A 21181-nucleotide genomic window follows, 5' to 3' on the forward strand; every position below is an offset into this window, starting at 1 on the left:
TCAGGGGGGAGTGTGGGGTCAGGCGAGGGTGACATCGAGCACCATCATCAGTGCAAGGCCCGCCATCAGCGCCGGCGTCGCCGAGCCGTGCGCGATCTGGCGGCGGGTGTGGGGGAGGATCTCGGCGACGACGACGAACAGCATCGCCCCCGCGGCAAAGCCGAGCGCCCAGGGGAGCACCGCGGCCGAAAGGCCCGCGACCGCGACGGCGAGCGCCCCGCCGAGCGGCTCGACCAGCCCGGTGGCGAGCGCGGCGAGCGCGCAGGCCGAGCGGCTCCAACCGAGGCTCGCCAGCAGCGCGGCGACCGCCATGCCCTCCGGGATGTTCTGGAGGCCGATGCCGAACATCGTCGCCCAGCCGAGCGACGGGTCGCCGCCCATGAAGCTGATGCCGACCGCGGCGCCCTCGGGCAGGTTGTGGAGAGTGATCGCGACGATGAACAGCGCGATGCGGCGCTCTTGCGCGATGCCCAGCGCCGCGCCCCACCGCTCGGGCAGGCGGCCGCGGGCGGCGAGCCCGTCGGCCCAGTGACCGAGCCGCCCCATCGCGAGCGCGCCGAGCCACACCGCGGCGATCACGCCGAGGGCGGCGCCAGCCAGCGAAGCGCCGCCGCCCCGCATCTGCGCGAAGGCGGGAAGGATCAGCGAGAAGACCGCGGCGGCGATCATCACCCCCGCAGCAAAGCCGATGAGGAGGTTCTGCCGCCGCGCGTCGGGCGCTCCAGAGGCCGCGACGAGCAGCCCGCCGATGCCCGTAAAGGCACCGGCGAACAGGCTCGCCGCGATCCCGAGGAGTGCTGCGCCGGGCATCGCGACAGGCGTCAGTCTTCGTCGGCTTCGACAGGCGGACCGACCGCGAGATCGACCCCGGTCAGCGGATCGCTGTTCGGGTCCGACTTGGTGCGCAGCATCATCGCCTCGACGGTCTTCACCTGCTCGGCGGGCAGCGTGACCTCGGCGAGGCCATCGCCGCCGTCGATCGGCGTCTTCATGTCGTTCTCGTCGGTGCGCTCCCATTCGGGACCGCTGTTCCACGGCCCGTCCATGTCGCCGGGGCCGGTCGAGGCGTTGACATAGACCCGGTCATAGGGCTCCATTCCGGGCAGGCGTCCCGGCGGGAAGTTGTCGGCCATCGCGTAGAGCGCCTTCTCGAAGCTCTTCTGGTGCGCGATCTCGCGGGTCATCAGGAAGCCCAATGCGTCCTTGATCCCCGGATCGTCGGTGATCGCGATCAGCCGTTCGTAGATGATCTTCGCCCGGCTCTCGGCGGCGATGTTCGATCTGAGGTCGCAGGTCGGATCGCCCCGCGAGTCCACGTAGGCCGCGGTCCACGGCACGCCCGAGGAGTTGGTGAGCGCCGGCCCGCCGCCGTAGAGGATCGCCTGGGTGTGGCTGTTCCCGCCCGCCGTCAGCGAGCGGTAGAGCTCGGCTTCCTCGAGCGCCGCCTCGGCAAGGTCGCCCTTGGCGCCCTTGTTGAGCATCGCGACGATCGAGCCGATCACTTCGAGGTGGGAGAGCTCCTCGGTGGCGATGTCGAGCAGCATGTCCTTGCGGCCCGGGTCCTCCTCGGCGAGGCCTTGCGTGAAGTAGCGCATCGCCGCGGCGAGCTCGCCGTCGGGTCCGCCGAACTGTTCGAGCAGCAGCGAGGCGAGCGCGGGGTTCGGCTCGCTCACGCGGACGGTGTATTGCAGACGCTTGTTGTGGCTGAACATGGGCAGCCTCCTTGTCGAGGCCGCGCGGGGTGCCGCGCAGCCCTAGAGAATGTCAGGGCTTCAGCGGTGGGCGCTGCGCGGACCGTCGCCGGGTGCGAGGTCATGACGCTTGGGCATCCTCATCCAGCTGACGACAGCATAGACGAGCGGCACGCCGAGTATCCAGAAGGGCAAGAGGGGTCCGGTATCATAAGACATAAATAATACTCCGATCCGTAGCGTAATCGCGCTTTCCCTGAGTCACTCAAGACTGAGAGCAGATCGGGACAGGCCCCATAACATGAGTTCACAACGCCCAAGCGCGGCGCCTGTTTTTCGTCGCGAAATCAAGGCGGATCGCCGGGCCATCCAGTGTGATTCACATAAGTAAGACGGCTCCTCGCCGCATTGCGCTAGGCCGGGGCCATCGCCTTCAGCGCGATGCCGCCTGTCAGGTCCCGGGCAGGCGGCCACCCGATCCGAAAAGGCAAAGACACCATGCACCGCCCGACTGAGCCCCGCCCCTCGGCCAACCCCGTCGGGCGTCCGGTGATCGTCTGCTTCTCGCACCTGCGCTGGAACCTCGTGTTCCAGCGGCCCCAGCACATCCTTACCCGGCTGCTCGGCCAGTTCGACATCGTGTACTGGGAGGAGCCGCGCGAGGAGGCGGATTGCGCCGCGCCGCGGCTCGACTGGACGGTCATGGAGAGCGGCCTCGTGCGCGCCGAGCCGGTGCTGCCGCCCGGCCTCGACCCCGCGGCGACCGACGCGGCGCTGCGCGACCTTCTCGCTGGGATGCTCGAAGGCGAGAGCCGTCCGCTGGTGTTCTGGTACTACACCCCGATGATGCTCGCCTTCAGCGCCGGCATCCGCCCCGACCTCGTCGTCTACGACTGCATGGACGAGCTCGCCAATTTCGCCTTCGCCCCGGAGGACATCGCCCGGCGCGAGGCGGCGCTGATGGCGCGCGCGGACCTCGTGCTGTGCGGCGGGCGGAGCCTCTACGAGGCGCGCAAAGCCCGCCACCACAACATCCACTGCGTGCCCTCGGGCGTCGACGTCGCGCATTTCGCGCGCGGTGCGGAGGGCCTCCCCGAACCCGCCGACCAGGCCGCGCTCCCCCGCCCGCGCCTCGGCTTCTACGGGGTGATCGACGAGCGTATGGATCTCGATCTCGTGCGCGAGATGGCCCGCCTGCGCCCCGAATGGTCCATCGTGATGGTCGGCCCGGTGGTGAAGATCGCCCCCGAGGACCTCCCGCGCGAGCCCAACATCCACTGGCTCGGCCGCAAGGACTATGCCGAGCTGCCCGCCTATGCCGCGGGCTGGGACGTCGCGCTGATGCCCTTCGCTCTCAACGCCTCGACCGAATTCATCAGCCCGACCAAGACCCCCGAATACATGGCGAGCGGGCTCCCCGTCGTCTCCACCCCGGTGCGCGACGTCGTCTTGGGATACGGCGAGTTCGAGAGCGTCGCAATCGCCCGCGACGCGCACGGTTTCGTCAAGTCCTGCGAGGCGTTCCTGCGCGCCCCCGCCTCGGCCCGCGCGCATTGGCGCAGCGAGGCGCGCGACTGCCTCGCCTCCCAGAGCTGGGACGGAATCGCCGCGCGGATCGAGCGCGAGATCGAGAACGGCTTCGTCGCCCGCCGCCGCATCGCCACGCCCGCGAGCGCCGTCACGGGCCGCGGCAAGCGGCACTACGATGTGCTGGTGGTCGGCGCGGGCTTCGCCGGCTCGGTCATGGCCGAGCGCATCGCGGCGGGCTCGGGCCGCTCGGTGCTGGTCATCGACAAGCGTCCGCACATCGCCGGCAACGCCTACGACCATGCCGACGCGGCGGGTATCCTCGTCCACAAGTACGGGCCGCACATCTTCCACACCAACAGCCGCGACATCCTCGACTACCTGTCGCGCTTCACCCGCTGGCGGCCATACGAGCACCGCGTGCTCGCCCATGTCGACGGCAAGCTGGTGCCGATGCCGATCAACCGGACGACGCTCAATGCGCTCTACGGCCTTGACCTGAAGACCGAGGAGGAGGCCGAGGCCTACTTGAAGTCGGTCGCCGTCGACCTGCCCGAGATCAAGTCCTCGCGCGACCAGGTCGTGGCGCAGGTCGGCACCGACCTCTACGAAAAGTTCTTCGAGGGCTACACCCGCAAGCAGTGGGCGAAGGATCCGAGCGAGCTCGACAAGTCGGTCGCCGCGCGCGTCCCGGCGCGGACCAACACCGATGATCGCTACTTCACCGACACCTACCAGTGCATGCCGGCCGACGGCTACACCGCGATGTTCGCCGCGATGCTCGACGAGCCGCGGATCACGGTGATGACCGGCATCGCCTTCGACGAGCTGCCCGCCGACATCACCTGGGACCACCTGGTGTGGACCGGCCCGATCGACGAGTATTTCGGCCACCGCCTCGGCAAGCTGCCCTACCGCTCGCTGCGCTTCGAGCACGAGACTCTCGAGGTCGAGCAGGCCCAGCCAGTCGCGGTGGTGAACTATCCGGACTACGCGGTGCCCTACACCCGGATCACCGAGTACAAGCACCTCACCGGACAGGTCGCCCCGGTGACCAGCATCACCCGCGAATACCCCGCCGACGAGGGCGATCCCTACTACCCGATCCCCAACGACGAGGCGCAGGCGATGTACAAGCGCTACGACGCGCTCGCCCGGGCGCAGCAGGGGGTGACCTTCGTCGGGCGTCTCGCCACCTACCGCTACTACAACATGGACCAGATCGTAGGGCAAGCGCTCGCCACGTGGCGGCGGCTCGATGCGCGCTGGCGCACGGAGGCCCTGGCGGGGTCCAAGGCGGTGGCGGCGGAATGATGAAGCCCGCCGCCGAACTCTCGCGCGATGCGGTCCGCCGCGTCGACCCGCCCGCCGAGGGGTCGGCGTGGATCCGCTGCGCCGCGGGTGCGCCCTATTTCGAGACCGAGGCGGGCGAGGCGTGGATGCCGGTCGGGCACAACGAGGCGGTCACCTGGCCGCGCCTCGCGGGCCTCCACCGCCGCCGCGACGTCGCCCCGGTCGAGGCGCATTTCGCCGAGCTTGCGGCGAGCGGGGTCAATTGCCTGAGGCTGATGCTCGACTACAGCCAGGTCCCGCACCGCGCCCTCGAGCACCGGGTCGGGGAATTCAGCCCGGCGATGGTGCGGATGTGGGACGACCTCGTCGCGCTGGGCGAAAAGCACGCCATCCGCTTTCTCCTCACCCCCTTCGACACCTTCTTCATGGTCAAGCGGTGGAAGAGCCACCCCTATTCGCGCCACTGCGGCGGTCCGGCGGAGCGGCTCGAGACGATGTTCACCTGCCCGGACACCCGCGCGGCCGTCATCAACCGGCTGCTGTTCGCGACCCGCCGCTGGGGGCACAGCCCCGCAGTCTTCGCATGGGACCTGTGGAACGAGATCGACGCCTTCTACGCCGGCGGCGACCTTGCCGCGACGCACCACTTCGTCACCGAGGTCTCGGCGGCGCTGCGCGAGGAGGAAATCCGCCTCCACGGCCGCGCGCATCTCCAGACCGTCTCGGTGTTCCACCCCAACCTCGTCGCCGCGCCCGATCTCGGCGAGGTGATCTTCCGTCACCCCTCGCTCGATTTCGCGAGCGTCCACCTCTACGAGCACGGCACGCTCGACGCCCCGCGCTCCTCGCTCGAGCCGGCCGAGGCGACCGTGCGGCTGATGCGCGACGCGGTGTCGCAGACCGTGCCCGGTCGCCCGGTACTCGACACCGAGCACGGGCCGGTCCATGCCTTCAAGGACCGCCGCCTGACCCTGCCCGACAGCTTCGACACCGCCTGCTTCCGCCGCACCCAGTGGGCGCACGTGGCGATCGGCGGCGCGGGCGGAGGGATGCGCTGGCCCTATCGCCACCCCCACGTGCTGCTCCCCGAGATGCACGCGGCGCAGAAGATCTTCGCCGACTTCGTGCCGCTGATCGACTGGCAGCGCTTCGACCGACGCCCGCTGGGCGAGCGCCTCAGGGTCCACGACTTCACCGGGCTCGCGGTCGGCTGCGGCGACGCGGACCAGGCGGTGATCGCGCTGATGGCGGGCGAGGCGGACGGCGCGGTCGCCCGCCACCTCGAACTCGCCGGCCTCGCCCCCGGGTGCTACGACGTGACGCAGGTCAACACCGTCACCGGCGCGCGCGAGGCCTGCCAGGTGCACACCCGCTGCGACGGCTCGCTGGTGGTGCTGACGATGGGCGGGGTGCAGGACATCGCGCTCGCCGTCACCCCCGCGCCCGACGGCTGCTAGCGCAAGGCCTTCAGCCCCAGCTCCAGCGCCGCGAGGCTGACGAGGTTGCGGATGTCGCGCCGCTCGCGCTTGCCGTAGTCGATGCGGGTGACGGTGGTGCGCCCCGGCAGCGCGACGCCCACATAGGTGACGCCCGGCCCCTCGTCCTCCGCGGGGTCCGACGAGCCCGCAAAGCCGGTGATCGCGAGCGCCAGCCCGGCGCCCGAGCGCGCGAGGCAGCCTTCGGCCATCGCGCGGGCGACCGGCTCGCTCACCGCGCCCTCGCGGTCGAGCATTGCGGCATCGACCCCGAGCAGTTCCTGCTTGGCGTCCTTGGTGTAGGTCACGAAGCCGCGGTCGAAGGCGTGGCTCAGCCCCTCGATGTCGGTCGCGAGCGAGGCGAGGAAGCCGCCGGTGCAGCTTTCCGCCGTCACCAGCGTGACCTCCTTTGCGTCGAGCTTCTCGAGCAGCGCCCTGGCCGCCGCGTGAAGTTCCCCGATCTCCGGCACCGGGCGTTCGGCGAGGTCCGCCTCTCTCGCGGCGGTCATGCCCGCAAGGCGACCTTCTCCGGCGCCTCCAGCGAGCCGGCCTTGGCCTGCGCCTTCAGCTCCGCCTTGAGCTCGGCCATCTGCGCGCCGAGCGCGACAAGGTCGACCTCGCTCCTGCGCGCCTGCGCGAAGATCGAGCCGCGCTGGCGCTCCTCCTCGTAGACGTGGTGCTCGACCTGCTCCTTCAGGACGCTGACCTTGGCCTCGTAGAAGGGATCCTCGGGCGTCGAGGCCTGAAGGCTCTCGATCAGCACCTTGGCGCTGTCGTGCTCGACCTGCGCCTCGTCGAGCATATCGTCGTCCGCCGCCTCCCGCACCGCGGGGTAGAAGACCTGCTCCTCGATGATGCAATGGATCGTCAGCTCCTCGCAGATCTGCTGGACGATCTTCTGCTGCGTCGCCGCGCCGCGGGTGGTCTCGAACTTCTCGAACAGCGCCTCGACGGTGCGGTGATCGTCGGCGAGCAGTTGCAGCGCGTCGCGGGTCGGGGATTGCTTGGCCATGGGGGGGTTCCTCTGCGAAGGGTTGAGTCGGCGCAAGTGTCGCGCGCGCAGCCCATGGCGGCATACGCCTATGTTAGTGCTCCCACCCGCCCGCTGCTCCACCTCTCGTCCCACCGCCCCCAGCGTGCGAAAGGACGAGAGAAAGCATGGCAGCCCGCGCCTACTGGTCCGGCCAGATCCGCCTCGCGCTGGTCTCGATCCCCGTCGAGATCTTCTCCGCCACCAAGGCCGGCGCGCAGATCCATTTCAACCAGGTCCACAAGCCGAGTGGCAAGCGCATCGCCTACGAGAAGGTGGTCCCCGGCATCGGCCCGGTGAAGCGCGAGGACATCATCAAGGGCTACGAGGTCGAGAAGGGCGAATACGTGCTCCTCGAGGACCGCGAGATCGAGGCGGTGAAGCTCGAGAGCAAGCGCACGCTGGAGCTCGTCCAGTTCGTCGAGGCGCACGAGATCGACCCGCTCTATTTCGAGAAGCCCTACTACGTGGCGCCCAAGGACCAGCTCGCCGAGGAGGCCTTCGTGGTGCTGCGCGAGGCGCTGCGCCGGTCGAGGAAGGTGGCGCTGGGCCAGCTCGCCCTGCGCGGGAGCGAGAAGCTCGTCGCGCTGAAGCCCTGCGGCAAGGGGATGCTGCTCGAGACCCTGCGCTATGCCGACGAGGTGCGGCAGGGGCGCGCCTTCTTCAGCGAGATCGACGACACCGCGCCCGATGCCGAGCTGCTCGATCTCGCCACCACCCTCATCGACAAGCGCACCGCCCCCTTCGACGCGGCCGAGTTCGAGAACCGCTATGTCGAGGCCTTGCGGGCGCTGATCGAGCGGAAGGCGAAGTCGAAGACCGGCAAGGCGATCATCGAGGATGCGGACGAAGGCCCACGCCGGGGGAGCAATGTCGTCGACCTGATGGCGGCGCTCAAGAAGTCGGTCGGGACGACGGGCGGCGAAGACCCGAAGAAGCCTGAACCCGCGAAGAAGCCGGCGGCGAAGAAGGCGACCCCTGCCAAAGCCCCCGCGAAGCCCGCCCCAGCCCCCAAGAAGCCCGCCCAAGCCCCCCGCAAGCGGGCGGCAAGCCGGGGCTAGGCATGGCGAAATCGCCCGATCTGCTCGCCGAATACAACGCCAAGCGCGACTTCGCGCGCACCGCCGAGCCGGCGGGGAAGGCAGCCAAGGGGGGCGGCAACATCTTCATGGTGCAGAAGCACGCCGCGACAAGGCTCCACTGGGATTTCCGCATCGAGGTCGACGGGGTGCTCAAGAGCTGGGCCGTGACGAAGGGCCCAAGCCTCGATCCTTCGGTGAAGCGCCTCGCGGTCCGCACCGAGGACCATCCCCTTGATTATGCGACCTTCGAGGGCACGATCCCCGAGGGCGAATACGGCGGCGGCACCGTCATGCTGTGGGACCGCGGCACCTGGGCCCCGATCGCGGGCAAGAGCGCGAAGGACCTCGAGGAAGGCCACCTCCACTTCACCCTCGAGGGCGAGCGGATGAAGGGCGAGTGGATGTTGATCCGCCTCAAGCCCCGCCCCGGCGAGAAGCGCGAGAACTGGCTCCTGAGGAAGGTCACGGATGAATTCGCGCAGGAGGGCGACACCCTCGTCGAACAGGCGCTGACCAGCGTCGCGACGGGCCGTTCGATGGCCGAGATCGCGGCGGGTAAGGAGGCCGACGCGACTGCTCCCGCCGCTCCGCTGAAGGTCCGGACCAAGCTGAAGGCGAAAGGCAAGCGCGCCGCCAAGCTCCCCGCTTTCCGCAAGCCGCAACTCGCGACCCTCGTCGATGCCGTCCCCACCGGCAATGGCTGGATGCACGAGATCAAGTTCGACGGCTACCGCGCGCTCGTCGCGGTGAAGGGCGGAGAGGCCAGGGTCTACACCCGCACCGGGCAGGACTGGACCGACAAGTTCGCCCCCCTCGTCGCCGCGCTCGCCGCGCTCGACCCGCCGCCCGCCCTCATCGACGGCGAGATCGTCGCGCCCGGGCCCGACGGCAATCCCGATTTCTCGAGCCTCCAGAACGTCCTCAAGCGCGGCCACGGATCGCAGGGGTCCGCTGACAAGCTCGAATTCCACGCCTTCGACCTTCTCGAGGCCAACGGCGAGGACCTCGCGGATCTCCCGAACATCGAGCGCAAGGAGCGCCTCGCCGCGCTGCTTGCCGAGGCGCAGCCGCCGATCCATGTCGCCGACCACGTCATCGGCGCGGGCGAGCAGCTCTTCGCGGCGATGTGCAAGGCGGGGCAGGAGGGGATCATCTCCAAGGCGATCGACGCGCCCTATGCGGACCGCCGGACGAAGAGCTGGGTCAAGGTCAAGTGCACCCGGCGGCAGGAGTTCGTCATCGCCGGCTTCAAGGCGTCATCCGCACGGGGGCGCCCCTTCGCCTCGCTGCTGCTCGCCCAGAACGAGGACGGCAGGCTGGTCTTCAAGGGCAATGTCGGCACGGGGTTCGACACCGACACGATGGCCGACCTCGCCGCGAAGATGGCGAAGCTCGAACGCAATGAGCCCACGGTCGAGGTCGAGCGCGCCACGGCGCGCGGCGTGACCTGGCTTGCGCCGAAGCTCGTCGCCGAGATCGCCTTCGCCGAGTTCACCGCCGAGGGCCGGGTGCGCCATGCGAGCTTTCTGGCCTTACGCGCCGACAAGCCCGCGAGGGCCGTCAGGCCCGAGCGCCCCCAGCCCGCCCCCGCTCCGCAGGCCGATGTCACCATCTCCAGCCGCGAGCGGGTGATCTTCCCAGAGAGCGGCGAGACCAAGGGCGGCCTTGCCGACTACTACGCCGCCATCGCCCCGCTGATGCTCCCCTTTCTGGCGGGCCGTCCGATCAGCCTGGTGCGCTGTCCGCAGGGGCGCGCGAGGAAATGCTTTTTCCAGAAGCACGATTCGGGCGCACTCGGCGATGCGGTCCGCCACGTCCCGATCCGCGAGAAGGACGGCGGAGCGGAGGACTATCTCTACGTGACCGACGCGCGCGGCATCCTGCAATGTGTGCAGATGGGCACCATCGAATTCCACGCCTGGGGCGCGCGCGCCGAGGCCGTGGAAAGCCCCGACCGCATGATCTTTGACCTCGATCCCGACGAGGGTCTCGACTTCGGCGATGTCAGGCAGGCGGCACGCGACATCGGCCGGCACCTCGCCGACATCGGCCTTGCGAGCGTGCCGATGCTCTCGGGCGGCAAGGGCGTGCACGTCGTCGTCCCGCTCACCCCGGGGCATTCGTGGGACGAGCACAAGGACTTCGCCCGCCGCTTCGCCGAGGCGCTCTCGCAGGCCGAGCCCGATCGCTTCGTCGCGACGATGAGCAAGGCCAGGCGCAAGGGGAAGATCTTCATCGACTGGCTGCGCAACCAGCGGGGTGCGACCGCGGTGGTGCCCTATTCTGCCCGCTCGCGCCCCGGGGCGCCGGTCGCCGTGCCGATCACCTGGGACGAGCTCGACGGCTTCGCGAGCGCGCACGCCTTCTCGATCCACGACACCGAAGAGCTTGCCAGGCGCGCCGCCTCCCCCGCGCTCAAGGGCTGGGGCTTCGCGGCGCAGGCGCTCCCGCCGCTCTGAGCGCTACTTGCGGTTGAAGTGCAGGTAGTTCGAATTGAACATCGCCACCCGCTTCAGGCGGTCGAGATCGCCGATCCTCAGCTGCTTGTCCGACAGCTCGATCAGCCCCTCGCGCCGCATCTCCTGGAGCGTGCGATTGAGGTGCACGAGGCTGAGGCCGTTCGCCTCGGCGAGGTGATTCTGGGTGATCGGGAAATCGAAGCTCAGCCCGGTCGCGAGGCCCACCGCCGAGAGGCGATAATAGAGCTCGACAAACAGATGCGCGAGCCGCTCCAGCGGCGAGCGCTGCCCGATCGACAGCAGCCATTCGCGCTGGATTCCCGAGGACACCATCTCGTGCCACAGCAGCGCGCGCAGCAGCTGCGGGCGGCTCTCGATCACCCGCTGGAACTGGTCGGGATGGATCTCGTAGTAGCGCACCGCGGTGAGCGCGCCGATCGAGTGGTCGAGCTCCCGCAGGATGTAGATGTTGAGGTCGCAGAAGTCGCCCGGCAGGAAAAAGCCGACGATCTGGCGGCGCCCGTCGGGCAGGTCCTTGTAGCGGCACGCCCAGCCGGAGACGAGCAGGCGCACGACGCTCGGGTTCTCGCCCTCGCGCGCGATGTCGTGTCGCCCCTCGCGGATGCAGATCGGCCCCGTCTCGAGCGCCATCAGCGCCGCGCGGTCCTCTTCCTCAAGCGGCATGTAGCGTCCGAGCAGGCGGAACAGCGGCTCGATGCCGGCGGCGGTCAGTGTCGTCATTGTCGTCACCCTTGGTCGGTTCGCGCGGTCGCGCGACCGCTCCGACACAAAGGCGAAGGGAAACGAAGCGACATTATCGCAGATTAACAGCCTGCTGCCGAAAGCTGCGCCGGGCTGTTTCGACGCGGGGACGCGGCGCGGCGAAGCGCCGAAGCCGCGCGCGTCAATAGGTGGCGGGCGGGTCGCTCGCCGGGAAGCTCTGGTCGCTCGCCTCGTCGACCGGGGACCAGGTGTGCGCCTGGCCGTCGCGCATCGCCTCGGGGCCGGCATCGCGCACCGGGTTGGCGCCGCCCTGCGGCTGGTCCGGCGCGAAGGCGGCGCGGCGTCCCGCGCCCTCGCCCTTGCGGGCCTGCGAGACGAAATAGGCGGCAGCGCCGACGGCGAAGAGGGTGAGCAGCATGCGCATGAAAGTGGTTCCTTCGTTGGCGGGCAACGCGACGCGCGCGCTTGCCCTGTCACGCGGGCGAGCCTTCCACCCGCACCGCGCGGACCTCCTTATCCTGCATTAGTTGGCCGTTGGACTTGTAGCGAAGAGAACCTATGTTAGCCAAAGAACAGTCGCGTTCCCCTATGCGAGCATCAGCGGACGAAAGGCGCATGGCGGATCATCCTTACGACCTTAACGAAGCGCTGTTTCGCGCCGCTTTCGACGCCCTGCCCGAGGCGGCCGTCATCCTCGAACCGATTGGCGGCGAGGACGGGGCGATCGGCGACTGGCGGTATCTCGCGGCCAACCGGCAGATCGGCGAGTTCCTCGGCCTGCACGACGTGACCGGACGGACTCTGCGCGAGTGCTGGCCGAACATAGCCGACGCGTGGATGGACGAGTTCGCCGAGGTGCTCGCCACCGGAAAGCCCATGTCCGTGGTGCGCAAGGGTTCGGAGAATCCCAACGTCTACGAGACCACGCTGACTCCGCTGCCCTTCGCGGGTCGCAAAGCGATCATGGCGACGATCCGCGATGCCTCGGCCGAGCACCGCGCCCGCGAGAAGCGGCGCGAGGCCGACGCGCGCTACAAGCTGCTGTTCGACGCGATCGACGAGGGCTTCTGCATCATCGAGGTGATCTTCGACGCGAGCGGCAAGGGGCACGATTACCGCTTCCTCGAGGCGAACGATGCCTTCGTCGGCCAGACCGGGCTGGTCGATCCGATCGGCAAGCGGATGCGCAGCCTCCAGCCGGACATCGAGGATTACTGGCCGGAGACCTACGGGCGCATCGCGAGGAGCGGCGTGGCCGAACGCTTCGAAAGCGCCTCGCCGGCGATGGGCCGCTGGTTCGACGTCTTTGCCTTCCCGATCGGCGATGCCGCCCCCTACCAGGTCGGCATCCTCTTCGAGGACATAGCCGAGCGCAAGCGGATGGAATTCGCGCTGCGCGATAGCGAAAGCCGCCTCCAGTCGCTGATCGACGCGAGCTCGGACCTCGTCTACCGCATGAACCCCGAAGGCACGGTGGTCGAGCGGGTCGGCGGCAAGGATCTGTTCGGCGACGTCGGCGCGCGGGAGAGCGACTGGGTCGAGCGGTTCGTGCTCGACAGCGACCGGGCGATGGTGCGCGCGGTGATCGACGACGCGATCGCCCGGCGCGTGCCGTTCCACGTCGAATGCCGGGTCGTCCCGCCCGACGGGTCGGTCGTCTGGCTGTCCTCGCGCGCGGTGCCCGTGCTCGACGAGGCGGGTGCGATCACCCAGTGGTTCGGCATGGCGGCCGACATCACCGAGCGCCGCAATGCCGAAAGCCAGGTCGTCCACAGCGCGCAGATGCTGCTGGTCGCGACCGAGATCGGCAAGGTCGCGATGTGGGACTGGAACGTCGAGACCGGCGATCTCGTCTGGTCGGACGAGCATTTCCGCATCGAAGGCTACGAGGTCGGCGAAGTGACGCCGACCTACGAGGTCTGGGCCGAGCGCGTGCACCCTGACGATCGCGCAGGCTGTGACGAGAAGGTCGAGCAGGCGCGGGCGAGCGGCGAGGACTACGTCAACGAATACCGAATCGTCCAGCGGGACGGCCAGATGCGCTGGGTCAGCGCACGCGGGCGCTTCCTCTACGACGACACCGGCAAGGCGGTCCGGATGCTCGGCGCGATGATCGACATCACCCAGCGCCGGCGCGAGGAGGAGTGGCAGCGGCTGCTCGTGGCCGAGCTCCAGCACCGAGTCAGGAACCTGATCGGCATGGTGCGCTCGGTGGCGCGGCTCTCGGCCCCCTCGCACCGCAATGTCGACGATTATGTCGACCACCTGATCGGCCGCCTCCAGGCGATGGGCCGCACCCAGAGCACCCTGACCCGCTCGCCGGGCCGCAGCGTCGACTTGGCCGAACTGGTGCGCGAGGAGCTGGTGGTCCACGCCGTCCAGCCCGACATGGCCCATGTCGACGGGCCGGAGGTGGCGCTCAGCCCCCATGCGGCGGAGATCGTCACTCTGGCGATCCACGAACTCGCTACCAACTCGGTCAAGTACGGGGCGCTGGGGGATACCGGATACATCCGCATCGTCTGGTCGACCTACGAGAAGGACAACAAGCCGTGGGTCGCGCTGCGCTGGCAGGAGACCGCGCCGCGCGGGCCGACCAAGAACAACCGCAAAGGCTTCGGCCGCCGCCTGATCGAGGAGCGCGTGCCTTACGAACTGGAGGGCGAAGGACGCTTCACGGTGCACGACACCGGGATGCTCGCCGAACTCGAATTCCCTCTGTCCGATGCCGGCAGCATCCTTGACACCCGAACCTAAGGACCCCGAGTGCCATGCCCCACCGCCCCCTAGCCGGCCGCCGCATCATCATCCTCGAGGACGACTACTACCAGGCCCACGACAGCAAGGACACGCTCGAGGAGGCGGGGGCGGAGGTCGTGTCGGTGACGGCGACGGTGCCCGACATCGCGGCGCACCTTGCCGCGGGGCGGATCGATGCGGTGCTGATCGACATCAACCTCGGGCGAATGCTGTCCTTCGACTTCGCCCGCACGTTGCGCAGCCACGCGATCCCGTTCCTGTTCCTGACCGGGTACGATGCCGGGATGCTGCCCGAGGACCTCGCGGGGAGTCCCTATATCAGCAAGCCCGCCGACCGCAGCCGGATCGTCGCCGGGATCGCCGAACTGGTCGCGGCCGCCCAGTCCTGACAGCGGGCGATCGCGCTCGCGCCCGCTCAGTCGGCGCCGCACCGCCCGCCCGAACGAAAGCGGCCGCCCGTCCTAGCAGGACGGGCGGCCGCTTTCGTTCGCGCCTCGCGGCTGAGGTCAGGCCGCGGAGGCCTTGAGCTGCTCGCGCTCGTATTCGATCTGGGTGCGCGGCGCGAGGTAGGAGCTGTCGAACCCGGCGATCTGCTGCAAGGTGCGCAGATCGAGAATCGTCAGCTGCTTCGAACGCAGCGTGATCAGGTCCTCCTGCCGCAGCTGCTGGAGCTTGCGGTTGATGTGCACCGGGGTGAGCCCGAGCACGTCGGCAAGGTCGTCCTGGGTCAGCGGGAAGTAGATCTGGTTGCCGATGTTCGGGTCGACCATCGCGAGGCGGTAGTGGCTCTCGCAGATGAGGTGCGCCATCCGCTCGAGCGCGTCGCGCCGGCCGACATTGACCACCCACGAGGACAGCACCGCGTTCTCCATGCAGCCGTAGCTGCGCATCGCCTCGCCGACCGCCGGAAAGCGATCGATCACGCGGCGCATGTCGGAGTGCAGGATGTTGACGATCTTGCACGGCGAGAGGGTGATGACCTCCTCGATCGCGATTCCGTCGGGCGAGCAGTCGAAATAGAAGGCGTCGCCGGGCAGCAGCAGGCGGGTGATCTGTCGGGCGCCGTTGCGAAGGATCTGGTAGCGCGCCGCCCATCCGCTCAGGATGACCGGGAACGATACCATCTCGTCCCCGTCGCGCGACAGATACTTCTTGGCGCCGATCTCTCGCGGTTGGCGGCACAGTTCCTCGACGGCTTCGATTTCCTGCTCGTTCAGTTCGGCAGCGTGCATCAGTCTCAGCAGAAAGGCGTTGGACACTTGCGTGCTCCTTGTTCCGTAGCAGGGACGCCTATTGTCCCCTGTTACTCGATTGCTCTCTCACTCAAATGGTACGCGACGAGTTGATTGACATTCGGCCCGTCCGGTAATCCAACGAAGTCGTCTTGTCTGCGTTCCTGCAACTTGTCGCAGATATCGCTCGGCATAACTGCAAGGGGGTCGCGGGTCGAGTCGGGAGTGTCTGGATTTCACCGTGGCTCGACAGCCCTTTACGATGTGCAGTTCGATTTATCCGATGAAATGGAGCCGCGATGAACGGGCCGTACCCGGCGATGGAGCGTCCGGCGTTGGCAATGCAGGATAGGAGGGTCGGCGCGCGCCGGTGAGAGGCTTCGCCCGGGCCCGTTCCTGCGCGCTTGCAGGTCCGGGCGCGACAACCGGAAAGGACACCGAAATGGCACAGGATCGCACTTCCAACCGCGAGAGCGAGGAACAGAACGGACGGCGCGACGACAACCAGATGCAAGGCGGCGAAAGCGGCGGCCGTAGCTTCGGCCAGCAGGGCGACAATGACAGCTACCTGCGCAACCAGGGCCAGCAGCGCCAGTACGACCAGAGTCACGGCAGCGGCTCGGGCAGCGCGTCGGGCTACGGCAGCCAGGGCGGCCACGGCGGCTATGGCGGCCAGGGCGGCGGCTACGAGAACGCTGGCGGCGGCGGGCAGAGCAGCTTCGGCGGCGGCAGCCAGGGCAGTTACGGGCAAGGCAGCTACGGCCAGGGCAGCAACTATGGTCAGGGCAGCTATGGTCAGGGGGGCGGCTACGGTCAGGGCAGCCAGGGTTCCTCGTCCTACGGACAGGGCTCCTATGGCCAGCAGGCGGGCTACGGCAGCAGCCACCAGAGCGCCGGCGGCGCGGGTGGTTTCGGCCATAGCGGCCGCGGCGGTCAGGACGCGCTGATGGGCAGCCAGGGTCACGGCCAGAGCGCCTGGGGTCAGGGCCAGCAGAACTATGGCCAGCAAGGCTATGGCCAGCAAGATTACGGCCAGCGGCAGGGTCACCAGGGCCATCACCATGATCACAGCTACAGCCAGTGGCGCCAGAAGCAGATGGACCAGTTCGACAACGACTATCACGAGTTCCGTCAGGCCCAGCAGGACGAGTTCAACAGCAAGTTCGAGGAGTGGCGCAGGCAGAAGGGCCAGGGTGGCACCGGCGGTGCCTCGGGCAGCAGCAGCAGCACGACCGGCTCCAGCGGCACCTCGGGCAGCCAGGCCGGCGGCAAGTCGGGCTCGACCTCGAGCTGAGGCACTGCGGCGACGCACACCCCGCGCGCCGTCGCACACCTCGCGCCCCGGACCCTCGCGGTCCGGGGCGCCTTGTTTGCGCGAGGCTGAAAAAATCGGCCTGGCCCGAAAAGAAGGCAACACAGGTTAGAGTGTGCGCGAAACGCGTCGGGCAGAAGATTCGATGCCCGAGGGTTCCCGATCTCTCCGGCATTGGATGATCAGGTCGCCTAGGTTTCCATTTCGCCTGATCATTTGCCCCAAAACAACTCCCCCGCCCAGCGATGGGCGGGGGTCTTTTTTTTGGGCGGTCCTTTTCCTGGCAGGAGCAGAGGCACACCTCCGGCCAGGCATGGGAGAGCCCGCCCCGGCAGTCCTCGATGGGCTGCCGGGGCGGGCCGGTTCCTCCGCTTGGCGCGGCGCGTCAGCCCTGGTCAACCCGCTCGAAGTAGTCGCGGAACTCCATGCTCATCCGCTGGCGCTCCTCGACCGGCGCATAGCGGATCACGTCCGGAAGCCAGCTGCTCTCCTCCTGGTACATGTGCTGCTGCACGGCGCTTTCGATGTGGTCGAGCTTCTCGTGCCATTCCTTCGTCCCCGGCGCGAGCTTCTGCAGGGCGGCGAGCTGCACCTTGGTCATGGCGTGCTCCTCGTAGGCCATCCCGGCATGCGCCTTGCCCGAGTGGTCCGAGATCTCGGGATAGATCACCGCTTCCTCGGCCATCGAATGGGCGTTGAGCAACAGCGCGAGTTCCTCGACGATCCCCTCGGCCCCCGCACCGTCGCTCTGGCGCGCCTCCTGGAACAGGCTCTCGATCTGGCGGTGCTGGTCGAGGATGTCCTGCGCGAAGGGTTCGCTGACGGAGATCTCCTCGAGCTTGCGGCGCGCCTCGATGCGCTGCTCGTCGGAAGCGGCCGGGGCGACGGCGGCGGCGATGCGATCAAGAAAGGACATGGCAATTCTCCTTGGTGGAACGGTCGATTCCCTGTTCCGCCAGACTAGAAAGGGGCCTTGGAGGGGCCTTTTCCTGCGTTCCTAACCGGCTTTAGAGCCGCGCCGAGAGGCGCTTGCCATGCCCGTCCCACCGCGTCGGGGGGACGCGAAGGGCCGACATGAACTACCACGAATTCCTGCTGTTCGCGGGGCTGGCGATCGTCTGCGCCTTCTGGCTGCCGCGCTTCGTCTCGGGCCGCGAACCGGCGTCCTCCTCGCTGCTGATCCTCGCGGGCGCCGCGGTCGCGCTGGCCATCGCCGACCCGCCGCCGCTGTTCGATCCGGTCGCCGACCCCGAGTGGTGGGAGATCCTCAGCGAGATGGCGGTGATCGTCGCACTGTTCGCGACCGGGATGCGGCTCGACGTGGTGCGCCCTTTCTCGCGCTGGCGGGCGACGGGGCGGCTGCTGCTCGTCGCGATGCCGCTGACGATCGGCGCGATGTGCCTCGTCGGCCTTGCCGCAGGCTGGCCGCTGGCGAGCGCGCTGCTGCTCGGCGCCGTGCTCGCGCCGACCGACCCGGTGCTGGCGGGCGACGTGCAGGTCGGCCCGCCCACCGAGGGCGGCGAGCACCCGGTGCGCTTCGCCCTGACCGCCGAGGCCGGCCTCAATGACGGGCTCGCCTTCCCCTTCGTCTACCTTGCCATCGCGGCGATCGCGGGGCTGACCGCAAGCGAGGCGGTGACCTGGGCAGGCTACGACCTCGTCTACCGCATCCTTGCGGGCGTGGTGGTAGGCGCCGCTTGCGGCTGGCTGCTCGGGCAGGTGGTGTTCCGCTGGCCGGGCCACAACGTGCTCGCCGAAACCGGATCGGGGGTGCTCGCGCTGGCCGGGGTGCTGGTGTGCTACGGCGCGACCGAGTTCGTCCACGGCTACGGCTTCATTGCCTGCTTCGTCGGCGGGCTCGTGTTCCGACGGGTCGAGGAAGAGCACGCCTTCCACAGCGACCTGCACCTCTTCAACCTCGCGATCGAGCACGCGCTGACTGCCGTGCTGCTGCTGATGACGGGGGCGGCGCTCGGCACCTATCTCGCGCTCGTCACATGGGAGCACGTGGCGATCGCCGCCGTGCTGGTGTTCGTGGTGCGCCCGCTGTTCGGCTGGCTGTCGCTCGCCGGCACCAACCTCGACCCGCGCGAGCGGTGGGTGACGGCTGCCTTCGGTGTGCGCGGGATCGGCAGCATCTACTACCTCGCCTTCGCCGCCGGGAGCGTCGCCGCGATGCCGCATGTCGGCGAGCTGTGGATGGTGGTGCTGGTCACCATCGCCATGTCGGCGGCGGTGCACGGCCTCACCGCGGGGGCCGTCCTGTCCCGGATCCGCGCCGACGAGGCGGAAAACGAGGATCGCCACACCTCCGCACCCGGGCCGGAGCCGGAGCCCGTCCGATGACCGCTGCCGATCCGCCGCTCGCGCTGCTGCTCGATTTCGACGGGACCCTCGTCCCCACCGCCCGCACGCCCGATGCCGTTGTGGTGACCGATAGGCTGCGCGCGCTGATGGTCGAGGCGATGGCGCGCCTCGAGGGTCGGCTGGCGATGATCAGCGGGCGCTCGCTCGACCAGCTGGACGCGATCTGGGGCCGCTGCGTATGGCCGCTGACGGTCGCTGCCAGCTACGGGATGGAGCTGCGCCATGACGGGCGCCGCCATGCGCCCCCGCCGCAGGACATCTTCGCGCAGTTGATCCACGACACCCAGGCGCGCTTTCCCCCGGCGAGCGGCGTCGTCATCGAACTGAAGAGCTTCGGCCTCGGCCTCCACTACCGGCTCGCTCCGGGGCAGGAGGAGGCACTGCGGGTCTGGGCCGAGGCTCGCGCGGCCGAGCACAACCTCGTCGTCCAGCCCGGCGACATGGTCTACGAATTGCGCCTGCCCGGAGCCGACAAGGGCGACGCGGTGCGCGCGGTCATGCGGCTCTCGCCCTTCGCCGGGAGCCGCCCGGTCTACATCGGCGACGACCTCGCCGACATACCGGCGATCGCTGCCGCGCGCAGCTTCGGGGGCAGCGGGATCGCGGTCGGGGAGCGGATCGCCGGCCATGCCGACACGGTGCTCGCCTCGCCCGCAGCGGTGCTGGCGCGCATCCGCGAACTGATCGCGGCGGTGCCGCAGCGTTCATGACATAGGCGGTTTTTTGTTTCCCCACTCCAGCGCAAGGGCCGGGCGAAGCTCGAAGGGCGGACGAATCCCGTGCCGCCGCAGCCATCCGGATCCGCGCCCCATGCCCCGTCTCATTGCCGTATCGAACCGCGTCCAGACCGAGACCGACGACGACCATGCCAGTCGCGGCGGCCTCTCGGTCGCGCTCGCTGCCGCGCTGCGCGAGGGCAACGGCTTGTGGTTCGGCTGGTCGGGCGGAGAGACCGAGGCCTTCACCGGCCAGATCACTTTCCGCCGCGAGGACGGGATCGCCCGCGCGACAATCGACCTCGAGGCTCAGGACGTCGCCGAATATCACGACGGCTTCGCCAACCGCACCCTCTGGCCGCTGCTCCACTTCCGGCCCGACCTCGCCGAGATCGCCCGCGACTTCGCCGGCGGCTATGCGCGGGTCAACTGGCGTTTCGCCGAGACGCTCGCCCCGCTGATCGAACCCGGGGACATGATCTGGGTGCACGACTACCACCTGATCCCGCTCGGGGGACACCTGCGCGAACAGGGTTTCGGCAACCGCATCGGCTTCTTCCTCCACACCCCCTGGCCACCGGCAAGCCTGCTCATGTCGCTCCCCGAACACCGCGAGCTGACATCGGCGATGCTCGCCTACGACGTGATCGGCTTCCAGTCGGCCGAGTGGCGCGAGGCCTTCCGCGACTATGCGTGCGGCCAGCTCGGCGCGGCGGCGGACGGCGAGGAGCTGGTTCTGGGCGAGCGCCGCACGCGGCTGATCGTCTGCCCGATGGGGCTCGACACCGCCGACTTCGCGGGCGCGGTGCACAGCCTCGCGGCGAAGCAGGCCGAGACGCGGCTGGCGGTCGCGGCGCTGGGCCGCGCGCTGATTCTCGGGGTCGACCGGCTCGATCATTCCAAGGGGCTCGCCGAGCGCTTCGCCGCCTACGAGTTGCTGCTCGCCAGGCACCCGGAGCTGCGCGAGAAGATCGACTTGCTCCAGATCGTCCCGCCCCCGCGCGGCGACGGGCTCGGCCATTCGCAGATCCGCGCCGCGCTCGATGCGCAGGCCGGGCGGATCAACGGCGCTTTCGCCGCGCTCGACTGGACGCCGCTGCGCACCGTCCACCGCGGCTTTTCACGCGACGAGCTGTTCGGCATCTACCGCGCCGCGCGGGTCGGCCTCGTCACGCCCCTGCGCGACGGCATGGCGCTCGTGGCGAAGGAATTCGTCGCAGCACAGGACCCCGCCGACCCGGGAGTGCTGGTGCTCTCTTGCTTCGCGGGCGCCGCCGCCCAGCTCGAACAGGCGGTGATCGTCAACCCGCACTCCGCCGAGGAGGTCGCCGAGGGCATCGCCCGCGCGCTCGCCATGCCGCTCGCCGAGCGGCAGGAGCGGCACAAGGCGCTGCTCGAGAGCGTCACCCGGCACGACGCGCGCTGGTGGGCGCAGGGCTTCCTCGCGGCGCTGGAGCAGGAACCGGCCGGCAAACCCGTGCCGCGCCTCGTCGCCTCCTCCTGATGGCAAGAAC

The 21181-nt window shown here is 69.1% G+C and carries 18 protein-coding genes; 10 read left to right on the plus strand and 8 right to left on the minus strand.

Annotated features, from left to right (window positions below; genetic code table 11):
- Nucleotides 1–18: 18 nt before the first annotated feature.
- The gene (locus ACLBKU_RS12960) at nucleotides 19–810 is read right to left on the minus strand and encodes a ZIP family metal transporter (protein WP_410179970.1); all 792 of its coding nucleotides are present in this window, start codon (nucleotides 808–810) and stop codon (nucleotides 19–21) included.
- Between the two features lie 11 nt (nucleotides 811–821).
- On the minus strand, nucleotides 822–1712 hold the full coding sequence (locus tag ACLBKU_RS12965) for a manganese catalase family protein (RefSeq protein ID WP_410179971.1): 891 nt from the start codon (nucleotides 1710–1712) through the stop codon (nucleotides 822–824).
- Between the two features lie 477 nt (nucleotides 1713–2189).
- Here ACLBKU_RS12965 and glf point away from each other — a divergent pair, with 477 nt between their 5' ends.
- Both glf and ACLBKU_RS12975 read left to right on the plus strand, forming a co-directional pair.
- The gene (gene glf, locus ACLBKU_RS12970; RefSeq protein WP_410179972.1) at nucleotides 2190–4532 is read left to right on the plus strand and encodes a UDP-galactopyranose mutase; all 2343 of its coding nucleotides are present in this window, start codon (nucleotides 2190–2192) and stop codon (nucleotides 4530–4532) included.
- Entirely contained in the window at nucleotides 4529–5968 is a 1440-nt protein-coding gene (locus ACLBKU_RS12975; protein ID WP_410179973.1) for a hypothetical protein, read from the plus strand. The genes glf and ACLBKU_RS12975 overlap by 4 nt, the downstream gene beginning before the upstream one ends.
- Here ACLBKU_RS12975 and ACLBKU_RS12980 read toward each other — a convergent pair.
- Both ACLBKU_RS12980 and ACLBKU_RS12985 read right to left on the minus strand, forming a co-directional pair.
- Nucleotides 5965–6495 carry a CinA family protein gene (locus tag ACLBKU_RS12980; RefSeq protein WP_410179974.1) on the minus strand — a complete coding sequence of 177 codons (531 nt, stop codon included), beginning with the start codon at nucleotides 6493–6495 and terminating at the stop codon, nucleotides 5965–5967. The two genes, ACLBKU_RS12975 and ACLBKU_RS12980, sit on opposite strands and share 4 nt — an antisense overlap.
- Nucleotides 6492–6998: a hemerythrin domain-containing protein gene (locus ACLBKU_RS12985; RefSeq protein ID WP_410179975.1), complete on the minus strand. Its 507-nt coding sequence runs from the start codon at nucleotides 6996–6998 to the stop codon at nucleotides 6492–6494. Before ACLBKU_RS12985 ends, ACLBKU_RS12980 begins: the two co-directional genes overlap by 4 nt.
- A gap of 146 nt (nucleotides 6999–7144) precedes the next feature.
- Between ACLBKU_RS12985 and ACLBKU_RS12990 the strand changes: the two genes are divergently transcribed.
- Entirely contained in the window at nucleotides 7145–8077 is a 933-nt protein-coding gene (locus ACLBKU_RS12990) for a Ku protein (protein WP_410179976.1), read from the plus strand.
- Nucleotides 8078–8079: 2 nt separating this feature from the next.
- Nucleotides 8080–10557 carry a DNA ligase D gene (gene ligD, locus ACLBKU_RS12995; protein ID WP_410179977.1) on the plus strand — a complete coding sequence of 826 codons (2478 nt, stop codon included), beginning with the start codon at nucleotides 8080–8082 and terminating at the stop codon, nucleotides 10555–10557.
- Between the two features lie 3 nt (nucleotides 10558–10560).
- Here ligD and ACLBKU_RS13000 read toward each other — a convergent pair whose 3' ends face one another.
- On the minus strand, nucleotides 10561–11298 hold the full coding sequence (locus ACLBKU_RS13000) for a Crp/Fnr family transcriptional regulator (RefSeq protein WP_410179978.1): 738 nt from the start codon (nucleotides 11296–11298) through the stop codon (nucleotides 10561–10563).
- A 163-nt stretch (nucleotides 11299–11461) separates the two neighbouring features.
- Entirely contained in the window at nucleotides 11462–11704 is a 243-nt protein-coding gene (locus ACLBKU_RS13005) for a hypothetical protein (RefSeq protein ID WP_410179979.1), read from the minus strand.
- A gap of 191 nt (nucleotides 11705–11895) precedes the next feature.
- On the opposite strand from ACLBKU_RS13005, the gene ACLBKU_RS13010 reads away from it, so the two are divergent.
- Together ACLBKU_RS13010 and ACLBKU_RS13015 are read left to right on the plus strand one after the other, a co-directional pair.
- The gene (locus tag ACLBKU_RS13010) at nucleotides 11896–14037 is read left to right on the plus strand and encodes a PAS domain-containing protein (protein ID WP_410179980.1); all 2142 of its coding nucleotides are present in this window, start codon (nucleotides 11896–11898) and stop codon (nucleotides 14035–14037) included.
- 14 nt (nucleotides 14038–14051) lie between these two features.
- Complete coding sequence (locus ACLBKU_RS13015; protein WP_410179981.1) at nucleotides 14052–14429, plus strand: response regulator; 378 nt, start codon at nucleotides 14052–14054, stop codon at nucleotides 14427–14429.
- A gap of 117 nt (nucleotides 14430–14546) precedes the next feature.
- Here ACLBKU_RS13015 and ACLBKU_RS13020 read toward each other — a convergent pair whose 3' ends face one another.
- Entirely contained in the window at nucleotides 14547–15299 is a 753-nt protein-coding gene (locus ACLBKU_RS13020) for a Crp/Fnr family transcriptional regulator (RefSeq protein WP_410179982.1), read from the minus strand.
- Between the two features lie 415 nt (nucleotides 15300–15714).
- Between ACLBKU_RS13020 and ACLBKU_RS13025 the strand changes: the two genes are divergently transcribed.
- Nucleotides 15715–16566 carry a hypothetical protein gene (locus ACLBKU_RS13025; RefSeq protein WP_410179983.1) on the plus strand — a complete coding sequence of 284 codons (852 nt, stop codon included), beginning with the start codon at nucleotides 15715–15717 and terminating at the stop codon, nucleotides 16564–16566.
- A 403-nt stretch (nucleotides 16567–16969) separates the two neighbouring features.
- Here the strand turns inward: ACLBKU_RS13025 and ACLBKU_RS13030 are convergent, their stop codons facing one another.
- Nucleotides 16970–17500, minus strand: coding sequence for a hemerythrin domain-containing protein (locus tag ACLBKU_RS13030; RefSeq protein ID WP_410179984.1), 531 nt, complete (start codon nucleotides 17498–17500; stop codon nucleotides 16970–16972).
- Nucleotides 17501–17658: 158 nt separating this feature from the next.
- Here ACLBKU_RS13030 and ACLBKU_RS13035 point away from each other — a divergent pair, with 158 nt between their 5' ends.
- The 3 genes from ACLBKU_RS13035 to ACLBKU_RS13045 all read left to right on the plus strand — a co-directional run bounded on the left by ACLBKU_RS13035 (nucleotide 17659) and on the right by ACLBKU_RS13045 (nucleotide 21171).
- A complete protein-coding gene (locus tag ACLBKU_RS13035) occupies nucleotides 17659–18930 on the plus strand; it encodes a cation:proton antiporter (protein ID WP_410179985.1) in 1272 nt (423 codons plus the stop codon).
- The gene (gene otsB, locus ACLBKU_RS13040; protein ID WP_410179986.1) at nucleotides 18927–19661 is read left to right on the plus strand and encodes a trehalose-phosphatase; all 735 of its coding nucleotides are present in this window, start codon (nucleotides 18927–18929) and stop codon (nucleotides 19659–19661) included. Before ACLBKU_RS13035 ends, otsB begins: the two co-directional genes overlap by 4 nt.
- Before the next feature lie 100 nt (nucleotides 19662–19761).
- A complete protein-coding gene (locus tag ACLBKU_RS13045) occupies nucleotides 19762–21171 on the plus strand; it encodes a trehalose-6-phosphate synthase (RefSeq protein WP_410179987.1) in 1410 nt (469 codons plus the stop codon).
- Nucleotides 21172–21181: the final 10 nt, after the last annotated feature.

The sequence above is a fragment of the Erythrobacter sp. NE805 genome, from assembly GCF_046452355.1.
Lineage (GTDB): Bacteria > Pseudomonadota > Alphaproteobacteria > Sphingomonadales > Sphingomonadaceae > Erythrobacter.

Bases quoted from the DNA above. Each gene is read 5' to 3' on its own strand.
- glf (WP_410179972.1), top strand. From the start codon at position 2,190: ATGCACCGCCCGACTGAGCCCCGCCCCTCGGCCAACCCCGTCGGGCGT.
- ACLBKU_RS13000 (WP_410179978.1), bottom strand. From the start codon at position 11,298: ATGACGACACTGACCGCCGCCGGCATCGAGCCGCTGTTCCGCCTGCTC.
- ACLBKU_RS12990 (WP_410179976.1), top strand. From the start codon at position 7,145: ATGGCAGCCCGCGCCTACTGGTCCGGCCAGATCCGCCTCGCGCTGGTC.
- ACLBKU_RS13045 (WP_410179987.1), top strand. From the start codon at position 19,762: ATGCCCCGTCTCATTGCCGTATCGAACCGCGTCCAGACCGAGACCGAC.
- ACLBKU_RS13025 (WP_410179983.1), top strand. From the start codon at position 15,715: ATGGCACAGGATCGCACTTCCAACCGCGAGAGCGAGGAACAGAACGGA.
- ACLBKU_RS12985 (WP_410179975.1), bottom strand. From the start codon at position 6,998: ATGGCCAAGCAATCCCCGACCCGCGACGCGCTGCAACTGCTCGCCGAC.
- ligD (WP_410179977.1), top strand. From the start codon at position 8,080: ATGGCGAAATCGCCCGATCTGCTCGCCGAATACAACGCCAAGCGCGAC.
- ACLBKU_RS13005 (WP_410179979.1), bottom strand. From the start codon at position 11,704: ATGCGCATGCTGCTCACCCTCTTCGCCGTCGGCGCTGCCGCCTATTTC.
- ACLBKU_RS13030 (WP_410179984.1), bottom strand. From the start codon at position 17,500: ATGTCCTTTCTTGATCGCATCGCCGCCGCCGTCGCCCCGGCCGCTTCC.
- otsB (WP_410179986.1), top strand. From the start codon at position 18,927: ATGACCGCTGCCGATCCGCCGCTCGCGCTGCTGCTCGATTTCGACGGG.
- ACLBKU_RS13015 (WP_410179981.1), top strand. From the start codon at position 14,052: ATGCCCCACCGCCCCCTAGCCGGCCGCCGCATCATCATCCTCGAGGAC.
- ACLBKU_RS13010 (WP_410179980.1), top strand. From the start codon at position 11,896: ATGGCGGATCATCCTTACGACCTTAACGAAGCGCTGTTTCGCGCCGCT.
- ACLBKU_RS13035 (WP_410179985.1), top strand. From the start codon at position 17,659: ATGAACTACCACGAATTCCTGCTGTTCGCGGGGCTGGCGATCGTCTGC.
- ACLBKU_RS12965 (WP_410179971.1), bottom strand. From the start codon at position 1,712: ATGTTCAGCCACAACAAGCGTCTGCAATACACCGTCCGCGTGAGCGAG.
- ACLBKU_RS12960 (WP_410179970.1), bottom strand. From the start codon at position 810: ATGCCCGGCGCAGCACTCCTCGGGATCGCGGCGAGCCTGTTCGCCGGT.
- ACLBKU_RS12975 (WP_410179973.1), top strand. From the start codon at position 4,529: ATGATGAAGCCCGCCGCCGAACTCTCGCGCGATGCGGTCCGCCGCGTC.
- ACLBKU_RS12980 (WP_410179974.1), bottom strand. From the start codon at position 6,495: ATGACCGCCGCGAGAGAGGCGGACCTCGCCGAACGCCCGGTGCCGGAG.